General features: G+C 35.1%; 2 protein-coding genes. Both read left to right on the top strand.

Annotated features, from left to right (window positions below; translation table 11 throughout):
- Nucleotides 1-1,935 (top strand): BREX-1 system phosphatase PglZ type A (gene pglZ / locus B2145_RS10410; RefSeq protein ID WP_291101908.1); only part of this gene is annotated, 1,935 nt, incomplete at its 5' end.
- A 91-nt stretch (nucleotides 1,936-2,026) separates the two neighbouring features.
- The coding region (brxL, locus tag B2145_RS10415) for a BREX system Lon protease-like protein BrxL (protein WP_291101910.1) at nucleotides 2,027-3,348 on the top strand (1,322 nt) is incomplete at its 3' end.

Raw genomic sequence — 3,348 nt, forward strand, 5'->3', positions numbered from 1 at the left:
TATTGGGGAGAAATTAAAAGAAAATACAACTATCAAAACGAAAGTCCATCCATTTATGATTTTCTTTTAGAAGTATTCAATACCAATTTCATACTGGGTAAAAAATCCGGACTGGCAAAAGAAACAAGATTATTACTTTCCTTATGGAAAGATACCATTCAATTCAGAGACTATTTCGCCAAAGTTTCGGATAAAATCGCATCGGATATCGGGGTGGAAAGTAAATTAGACCAAGCTTCAATTGATGATATAATTGGTGATGATTTATTTAAACTAAGCGATGTTAAAGTAATACATGAATTGGTTCAGTTGATTACTTCAGAAAGCATATCAAATGAAAAAGTAATTCAATATATAAAACAAAGGGAGAACAAATTTTGGTTTGGAGAAGTGGAATCTTTTTATCAAAGTTTACTGTTTGCATCCGATTTAATTGCATTAATTCGCAAACAAGCCCAAACCAAATATGCCACATTTGAAGAAGGTACAGACCATTATGCCGCTTCCTTGTATGAAGTAGATTTAATGTATCGAAAATTCATTTGGAATTACAGAAAAACATCCCAGAACAAAATATTAGCCGATCTCGCTGTTAAAGTGGAAAAGGTATATTCTAATGACTGGTTACTGATATACAATAACAATTGGCAAAGCACAATCGATAAACTAAAATCTTGGCCAAAAGACATCCGAACAAGTCAGAGGAGTTTTTTCGACACACATGTTAAGCCAGTATTAGATAAAAAACAACGTTTATTCGTAATCATTTCTGATGCTTTGCGATACGAATGTGGAGCAGAACTAACGAAACGACTGCAATCGGAAAATCGTTATGAAGCAACAATGAATCACATGATTAGCAGTTTGCCTTCCTACACACAACTCGGAATGGCTTCTTTACTTCCTCATAAAGTACTAAGCATTCAAGAAAATTCAGATATTGTATTTGCTGACGGAATGTCCAGTAGTGGAACTCAAGGAAGAACAAAAATATTGGAAACAAATTCTGGAGTGAGAGCCATAGCAATCAAAGCCGAGGATTTCATGAAAATGAATTCAGCAAAAGAAGGTAGAGATTTCGTAAAACTATATGACCTCATCTACATTTATCATAACAGGATTGATAAAACGGGTGATGACAAAACCACTGAGGAAAAAGTGTTTGAAGCAGTTGATGACGAGTTACAATTTTTGATGGAAATGATTAAAAAAATTGCAGCTATGAATGGAAATAATATGTTTGTTACTGCCGACCACGGATTTATTTACCAACACAACGAACTAGAAGATAGTGATTTTAGTGTATCCAACCATACTGGAACTATCTGGAAAGAAAACCGAAGATTTGTTATTGGTACAGATATCACAAATGACAAGGCAACCAAAGCTTTTAAAGGGGAAGATTTGGGAATACAATCCAATATTGATGTTTTAATTCCAAAATCCATCAACAGACTTCGCGTAAAAGGTGCTGGTTCCCGATTTATACATGGTGGAGCTTCGCTCCAGGAAATTGTTATTCCATTAATAAAAATTAGTAAAACAAGACAAAATACAACATCACAAGTAGATATTGATATTATTAAATCTACCGATAGAATCACAACAAATATTTTAGCGGTTTCATTCATACAAACAAATTCAGCAAGCGAACAAGTACTGCCAAGAACTATTCGAGCAGTTATTCGAGCAGAAGATGGCGAAGATTTGAGTGACCAATTCAAATACATCTTTGACATTGAAGAAGGAAGTGAAAGACAAAGAGAAGTAAAACACAGATTCCAATTAAGTTCAAAAGCCAGTGGTAAATACAAAAATCAACGTGTCAAACTGATCTTGGAAGAACCGGTTGATGGAACAACCAAATGGAAACACTATCAAGACTATTACTACACACTAAATATTTCATTTACAAACGATTTTGATGATTTTTAATAATAAATAATAGTACTACATTTCTGGCTCCCTCTCCTTTGGAGAGGGCTGGGGTGAGGAATTTACAAACGATTTTGATGATTTTTAATATATGAAGGCATTAGACATAAAATTGAACGAGCATTTCGGTGGTAAAGTAGTACGTAAAGACCTTACCAAATTGGTAAAGGGAAATGCGATTGTTCCCATTTATGTATTGGAATATTTGCTTGGTCAATACTGTGCAACAAATGATGAAGAAACAATCATTCAAGGCGTAGAAACCGTTAAAAAAGTAATAGCGCAGCACTTTGTCCATCGTGATGAGGCGCAGATCATTAAATCAACTGTTCGTGAAAAAGGATCCCATAGAATTATTGATAAAATTTCAGTAAAACTAAATGACAAACGAGACCAATATGAGGCTTCTTTCGCAAATCTGGGGTTAAATCATATTCCGATCAGCGATGAAAATATAAGGGAACATCAAAAGTTATTGTCAAGCGGAGTTTGGTGTATTCTTACTTTGGCTTATCACTCCAACGATGAAAAAAACAGTTCCCCTTGGATTATCGAATCCATAAAACCCATACAGATTTCCGTTAGCGACCTTGATGAATACAAGGAAGGCAGAAAAGCATTTACCAAGGAAGAATGGATGGATGTGCTATTGCAAACCATGGGATTAAATCCAGAGGAATTTACTTTTCGTTCCAAATTATTACAATTAACGAGATTAGTTCCATTTGTTGAGAACAACTACAATTTAATTGAATTGGGTCCCAAAGGAACAGGAAAATCGCATATTTTTTCTGAGTTGTCACCACACGCAATGCTGATTTCGGGTGGAGAAGTTTCAAAAGCAAAACTATTTGTAAACAATAGTTCCGGTGAAATTGGATTAGTCGGATATTGGGACGTAGTAGCCTATGATGAATTTGCAGGTAAAACCAAAAACACGGATCGTGGTTTGGTTGACATCTTGAAAAACTATATGGCCAACAAATCTTTTTCCAGAGGGACACAGGTTTATGGAGCTTCCGCTTCTATGGCATTTGTGGGTAATACAGACCACACCGTTCCGTATATGCTAAAACACAGTGATCTTTTTGATGCACTACCAAAAGATTATTATGACACTGCATTTCTGGACAGGATTCATGCTTATCTACCGGGATGGGAAGTTCAGAAGTTAAGAAACGACATGTTCACTTCTGATTATGGTTTTATTGTAGATTACTTGGCAGAAATATTAAAAGAACTTCGCAAAGAAGATAGAACCCATGAGTTTGAAAAATTCTTTGAATTATCAGACACCATAACCACAAGGGACAAAACTGCCATTATAAAAACATTTGGTGGTTTAGCAAAAATAATCTTTCCACATTCAGTAATGACGGAGGAAGAAGTGAAAGAACTATTAGATTTCGCCAT

Source organism: Flavobacterium sp. UBA5153 (assembly GCA_002413745.1).
Classification (GTDB): Bacteria; Bacteroidota; Bacteroidia; order Flavobacteriales; family Flavobacteriaceae; genus Flavobacterium.